The 6,262-nt window shown below is 61.9% G+C and carries 8 protein-coding genes; 5 read left to right on the top strand and 3 right to left on the bottom strand.

Going from position 1 to position 6,262, the window contains the following annotated elements:
* Nucleotides 1–314: response regulator (locus tag EOA85_RS24630; protein ID WP_127211506.1), on the bottom strand; the 314-nt coding region annotated here is incomplete at its 3' end.
* Between the two features lie 186 nt (nucleotides 315–500).
* Between EOA85_RS24630 and EOA85_RS24625 the strand changes: the two genes are divergently transcribed.
* The 3 genes from EOA85_RS24625 to EOA85_RS24615 all read left to right on the top strand — a co-directional run bounded on the left by EOA85_RS24625 (nucleotide 501) and on the right by EOA85_RS24615 (nucleotide 2,192).
* Nucleotides 501–1,262 (top strand): Crp/Fnr family transcriptional regulator, encoded by a 762-nt coding sequence (locus EOA85_RS24625; RefSeq protein ID WP_127211505.1) that lies wholly within the window; start codon nucleotides 501–503, stop codon nucleotides 1,260–1,262.
* Between the two features lie 126 nt (nucleotides 1,263–1,388).
* A complete protein-coding gene (locus EOA85_RS24620; protein WP_029348705.1) occupies nucleotides 1,389–1,715 on the top strand; it encodes a DUF883 family protein in 327 nt (108 codons plus the stop codon).
* A 12-nt stretch (nucleotides 1,716–1,727) separates the two neighbouring features.
* A complete protein-coding gene (locus tag EOA85_RS24615) occupies nucleotides 1,728–2,192 on the top strand; it encodes a hypothetical protein (RefSeq protein WP_127211504.1) in 465 nt (154 codons plus the stop codon).
* A gap of 97 nt (nucleotides 2,193–2,289) precedes the next feature.
* On the opposite strand, the gene EOA85_RS24610 is transcribed toward EOA85_RS24615, so the two are convergent.
* Nucleotides 2,290–3,807 (bottom strand): HWE histidine kinase domain-containing protein, encoded by a 1,518-nt coding sequence (locus EOA85_RS24610; RefSeq protein WP_245485993.1) that lies wholly within the window; start codon nucleotides 3,805–3,807, stop codon nucleotides 2,290–2,292.
* Nucleotides 3,808–3,980: 173 nt separating this feature from the next.
* Here EOA85_RS24610 and EOA85_RS24605 point away from each other — a divergent pair, with 173 nt between their 5' ends.
* Entirely contained in the window at nucleotides 3,981–4,181 is a 201-nt protein-coding gene (locus EOA85_RS24605) for a hypothetical protein (RefSeq protein ID WP_029348704.1), read from the top strand.
* Nucleotides 4,182–4,210: 29 nt separating this feature from the next.
* Here the strand turns inward: EOA85_RS24605 and EOA85_RS24600 are convergent, their stop codons facing one another.
* On the bottom strand, nucleotides 4,211–5,131 hold the full coding sequence (locus tag EOA85_RS24600; RefSeq protein ID WP_127211502.1) for a diacylglycerol kinase family protein: 921 nt from the start codon (nucleotides 5,129–5,131) through the stop codon (nucleotides 4,211–4,213).
* A 283-nt stretch (nucleotides 5,132–5,414) separates the two neighbouring features.
* On the opposite strand from EOA85_RS24600, the gene EOA85_RS24595 reads away from it, so the two are divergent.
* Nucleotides 5,415–6,262: PRC-barrel domain-containing protein (locus tag EOA85_RS24595; protein WP_164759853.1), on the top strand; the 848-nt coding region annotated here is incomplete at its 3' end.

Raw genomic sequence — 6,262 nt, 5'->3', positions numbered from 1 at the left:
TTGGTGACCAATCTGACATCCGGAAAGGAAACCTTGATTTCGTCTATGTCGGAATAGCCCGAGGCGAAGACGAAAGGCACGCCCGATTCGCGCAGCCGCGAAGCGAAATCGAGCGTCGAAGCGCCGCCAAGCATGAGATCGACGATGGCGGCGTCGAATTGCGAGGCAACGCTCTTCCGATCGATCTCACCCAGATTGCGGGCGATGATCACGTCGCCGGCGCCGTAGTCGCGGCAAAGCTGCTCGACATCCATGGCGATCAGGAATTCATCCTCCAGAACAAGAATCCGCAATCCGTCCAGCAAGGGGGGCAAGCAATGTCTCCATGGGGCGCAGGGAACAGAGGAATCATGATCCCTATTTGGCTTCCTGTCATTTAAAGTTATTTGGCATGCTGTCATTTAAAAAAGACATGCCCGTCGCGGATGGCGGAACCTCGATGCCTGCAGGGCGTTTGCTATCGCCTTCCGGAAGAGGGCCGCTTTCGAAGAGGAATTGAAATGCCTGGCCAGAACGGCCGTTCTTTTTCCACCCGCCGGTATTCATGTGAGAACTGCCCACTGCGGCCGTTGCCGGCGTTCCGGGCATTCGAGAAGCAGGAACTTGTCTTCGTCGACGCGGTCAAGAAGGGCGAACTGGCCGTCGACAAGGGAGCTACGGTTCTGGTGGAGGGAAGCCACAGCGCCCATCTCTATACGGTGCTGTCGGGTTGGGCTTTCCGCTACAAATTGCTGTCGGATGGCCGCCGCCAGATTTTGAACTATTCCATGCCAGGCGATCTCATCGGCTTGCAAGGCAGTCTGATGGGAGAAATGCAGCATTCCGTGGAAGCGCTGTCGCCGATGCTGCTCTGCGTTTTCGAGCGGGAAGCCCTTCCCGAACTCTACCGCAGCCATCCGGGCCTCGCCTACGACATCACCTGGATCGCCTCGCGAGAGGAACGCATGCTGGACGAGAACCTGCTCAGTATTGGCAGACGCACCGCGCTCGAGCGTGCAGCCTATCTCATCGCGTTCATCTCCAGCCGCGCCAGGGTGGTCGGGCTGAACGGCAGGACGCCCGTGCAGATTCCGATCACGCAGCAGCATCTCGCCGATACCCTCGGCCTGTCGCTGGTCCACACCAACAAGACGATCCGCAAGCTGATGGACCGCAAGCTTATCTTCTGGCGCGACGGCGGCTGCGAGGTGGTCGACAACGAAAGGCTCAAGGAACTCGCCGGCTGGCAAGGGTTGAGCGAAGCTCGCCGACCGCTGATCTGAGCGGCTACCGGAGACGTGCCGGGCTGGACTCGCTTGCGGAAACATCCTTTCATGGGAGTTGTTCCGATTTCGGAACCTTGGGGTGGGTCGAACGTTTCGACCCGAGCAAACGCAAGGAGTCAAGTGATGGCGACTGCCGCAGGAAAGTCCCCGAACGAAAGCCGGACGAATTCGGACCTTGAAGCCGATATCAGGCAGTTGAAAGTCGACATTCAGAAACTCACCGAACAGCTGGCCGAGACCGGCCAACATGGTTACGGGGCTGCTCGTCGCGTTGCCGCGGAAGGAATGGAACAATTGCGCGCCCAAGGCGAAGCAGCGTTTGAAAATATGCGCAGCAACGCCAGGGACCTCGAAGCCCAAGTGGTGGCGAGCGTGCGCGAAAAGCCGGTGACGTCTCTGGCGATCGCGGCAGGCGTCGGCTTTCTGTTCGCGCTTCTCGCGCGCCGCTAAGCCTCAGCCCAGATGGGAATGCTGGCATCGTTGGTCTCGGGGCTCGCCTCGGGTGAAGCCGTGGCAGCCGTGCGCCGCGCGCGCACGGCTGCAATCGTCTATGCGCTCGCAGCACTTGCCGCACTGTGCGGCATCGGTTTCCTGGTCGGAGCGGCCTATGTCTGGGTGGCGGGTCGCTACGGGCCGATGGCAGCCTGCCTTGGTTTTGGGGTCGGTTTCCTGGTGATCGCAGGGCTTCTCCTGCTCTTCCATCAGCAGTCGGCCGGCGCGCGCGCCCGACGCCGGGCGCGGAGGCGCCAAGCCGATATGAAGGCGGTCGGCATCACGGCCGCGCTCGCCGTGCTGCCGGCGCTACTCAAGGGAAAAGGCGGCCTGGGCTCCATACTCGGACCAGCGATCGCACTCGCCGCCTACGCCATCTACCGCGAGAACGTGAAGCCCGATGCCGACGATCCGGATGCCGGCGAAGCGAAATAGCTCGAAGCGATTCTTCTTGTTGACCACAATCTAATCCCAAAACCGGGCTGAACTTTTCGCTGACGCGGACCTTCGGTTCGGGATCATGGCCGGGCCGTCACTTCGGCAGATCCTCCAGCGGCATCGATATTTCGGCGAATACGCCTTCCGGCCGGAATTCGTGGGTCACTTCGCTGGAGATGACCTTGGCCAGGCTGCGGCGGATCAGGATCGAGCCGAAGCCGTGGCGTTCGGGCGAGGCAACTTCAGGCCCGCCGCTTTCGCGCCAGGTCAGCACCAGGCGCCGTGCGCCTTTCCGGCCCTGTGCCTGCCAGTCGAGATCGACCTTGCCCGAAGCCGCCGATAGCGCTCCGTATTGCAGAGCATTGCTGGCCAGTTCATGCAGAATCAGGCCAAGCCCGACTGCCTGGTCGGGCGAAAGCAGCAGATCGGCGCCTGAGATCGTCATGCGCGGCTGCTCGGCGGTGTCGAACGGCTTGACCTCGATCTGCACGAGTTCGCGGATGCCAATGCCGCGCCACTCGCGGTCGGACAGCAGGCTGTGGGCGGCGCCCAGCGCCTGAAGCCTGGCGCTGAAGGCTTCAAGGAATTCGCTGGGCTGGCGCGCATGGCGAACGGTCTGCGTCGCCAGCGCCTGCACCGTCGCCAGCGTGTTCTTGACGCGATGGTTCAGCTCGCGCAGCAAGAGCCGTTGCCGCTCGTCGCCGAGCTTGCGTTCGGTGATGTCGTAATTGACGCCGAAGATCAGCGTCGGCTTGCCGTCGCCGTCGCGCTCGATGACACGGCCGCGCGTCGCGAGCCAGCGCGGCGGAGTGAAGCCCTTGACGCGGTATTCGCCAAAATAGTCGTCGCTGCCAGTCAGCGCGTCACGAAAGCGCGTCTCGGTCTGGTAGACATCACGCGGGTCGATGGCGGCAAGGATATCGCGCGCCCTCAGCCGATTCGAGCGCGGCAGGCCGAACAGCTCGGACAACCGGACATCGCATTCGATCATATCGGTGTGGATATCCCATGCCCAGCTTGCGAGCGAGGCGGCATCGAGCGCGATGCCGCGCCGTTTTTCCTCTCGCGCCAGCGCCGCAGCGATGCTGGCGCCGTTGCGGGTGGCGTCCTTCAATGCGAACAGGCTGGCGGCGAGGCTGGCGAGCGCCGTCAATTGTTCGAGCTGGGCGGCAGACGGCGACGCGCGCGGCTTGCGGTCGAGCACGCAGAGCGTGCCGATCCGGGCGCCGGCCACCACAATCGCCACACCCGCATAGAAACGGACATGGTGCTGGCCAGTGACCAGCGGGCTGGCGTGGAAGCGTGAATCCGAGGTCGCATCGGTCACCACCATCGGCTGGTCGCCGGCGGCAATGGTATGGGCGCAGAAAGATGCATCTGTCGAGGCCTCGGTCTCATCCAGGCCGACACAGGACTTGAACCGTTGCCGTTCGACATCGACCAGCGTCACCAGCGCGATGGGCGCTAGCATCACCGCGGCGGCAAGAGCGCTGATATGGTCGAAGTCACGATCGGCCGCCGTGTCGAGGGCGTCGAGACCGTGCAGTACTGCAAGCCGGTCCTGCGCCCTAACCACACTAAGGACGTCGACCGGCAGATTCGGCTTTTTCACTACCCTGCTATCCACAAGGCCCCCAAGTGCATCGGCTTGCAGCCATTCTAGCCAGTTGCCTGCGTCTGAAACCGGAACCTTCGCCTTGAGGAACCGTTACCCAACCACGTTTTGCCAGCTGCGCTCGCCAGCGCCAAACGACATGCCAGCGCCAAATGAAATGGAGGCCGATCATGCCCAGGATCGTTCCTGAAGACAAAGCCCGCCAGGGACGCTGGGGGTGGCACACTTTCCGTATCTTGATCGCCGCGCTGCTTTTGGCGTTTATCGCCTGGGGCATCGCAGAGATCTACGGCAACATGATAGACAAGACGTCGACAACCGAACAGGGCGAGCTTCCCCGGGGCGAACAGGGCGAGATTCCCAAAGGCTGAAGTTATCCGATCGATTGTGCCGGACTGCATCACGCTGCCTTCGCTTGGACAGCGCGCGCCGGGACCAGAACGTTCAGCGCGCCAGGATGGATTTCGATCGTCGTTTCGGGGTCAAGCCTGACCAGTTCGCCGTCCATGACGGCGCGGAACTTCTTGGCAGCCGAGTGCACTTTCAAAACGGCCCGGTCAGCCTGGTGGATTTCCACATGCTCACTGCCGCGCCATTTGCCGCGCGCCATGTCGAAAAGGACCCTGAGCAGTTCGCCACGCCGCCGCGCCACCGTGACATAGATGCCGAGCACCCCGCCGGCGGGATTGTCGGCATAGGGCAGGTGACCCTCACCGAACAGATTGTTGGTGATGCCGATGCCGGTGGTGCGCGTCACGATCTCGGATTCGCCGATGGTCAGCGTCACCTTCATTGCCGACGGGTTGTTGATCGCCGCCCACGCAGCCTTGACTGAAGCCCGCATCTTTCCCAACCGCGAGCCAAACTCCATGGTCTGGCGAAGCTGAACCATCCTGGCATGCATGCCGATCGAGAACTGATGCACGAATGGCTTATTGTTGGCTGTTGCCATATCGACTGCGATCACCTCGCCGTCGGCAAGAGATTTCACGGCCGCGTCAAGGGTCTGTGGGATGCCAAGCCCGCGCGCGAACAGGTTCATCGTGCCAGCCGGTAAAACCGCAAGTGCTTTCTTCCTGCCCATCAACCGGGCAGCCGCGGCCGAAATGGTGCCGTCGCCGCCACCGGCCAGCACAATGTCGACGCTGTGCTTCGAAGCGATGCGGTCCAGCGTTGCGACGATGTCCTTGCCGGCAACGATGTCGATATCGATGGAGTGACCTGCTGCCTCCAACGTCTGGCGCATCCGGTCCGTGAAGGCGGAAAGATCAAACGTGCGCAGGGTGCCGCCCTCCTGGTTCAGCACCGCCGCAAATCGCATCCCCCCACTCCGTTTTTTCTTGCCAACCATCGGATAATCATCGGCGAGGACAGACCCAGCCGTAGGCTGGAACGGGGCGGCTGAAAAAAAGTTCCGCAGCTCTAACGAAAATACAGGAGCGAATCTCACCGGCCGAGGGCATGAGCGAGCGCGTTTCGGGTGGTTTTTTCACGACGCTCACCATGGTGTCGGAACAACCGCGCGGTCACGACGTTGTGAATATGTAACGCCGCGACCGATCTCCCATGCTCGCGGCGGGAACGAGATAACGCAGGAGGATTAAATGATCCGCACCCTTTTGACCACCACCGCACTCGCAGCGCTGCTTGCGACCGGTGCATATGCGCAGACGGCCACAACCCCGGCGCCGACGCAGGACCCGGTAGTCCAGGATACCGCTCCTGCGGCTCCCGTTGCGCGCGCCGAAGGCAGCCTGGTGACCAACATCATCGGGGAATCGGTCTATAATGGCACAGGCGACGATGCCGAGAACATTGGCAATGTCGACGACGTTGTCTTCGATGAAAACGGTCAGGCAAAATCCGTGGTCATCGGCGTCGGCGGCTTTCTTGGCGTTGGCGCCAAGAACGTGGCTTTCGACTACAATAAGCTGCAATGGGCCGAACGGAACGGCGACCGTTGGCTGATTGCGCAAACCACAAAGGATGAGTTGACGGCTCAGCCGGACTTCGACCGCAGCGCTTTCGATCCGGCTCCTGCGGCCAATGACACTACGGCTACGGCTCCTGCCGCTCCTTCCGGCTCGACGGAAACCACCGCACAGAACGCTCCGGCTGCTCCAGCCGAGAGCACCGCAGCTCCGGCCGAACCTGTGAAGCGTGCCGACGGTAATCTTGCCACCAATATCATCGGCGAAACCGTCTACAACGGCACTGGCGACGACGCTCAAAACATTGGCGACGTGAACGACATCGTTCTGGCCAAGGATGGCAAGGCAGAGTCGCTGATCATTGGCGTCGGCGGCTTCCTTGAGGTTGGCGAAAAGAATGTCGCCTATCAGTTCGACAAGGCCAAGTGGGCGGAGAGGGATGGCGATCGCTGGCTGGTGGCCGAGACCACCAAGGAAGACCTGGAGGCGTTGCCGGAGTTCAACCGCGAGGCCTATGATCC

This window comes from Mesorhizobium sp. M5C.F.Ca.IN.020.29.1.1 (assembly GCF_003997375.1).
GTDB lineage: Bacteria > Pseudomonadota > Alphaproteobacteria > Rhizobiales > Rhizobiaceae > Mesorhizobium > Mesorhizobium wenxiniae.
This window is presented reverse-complemented; position numbering and strand designations above follow the sequence as displayed.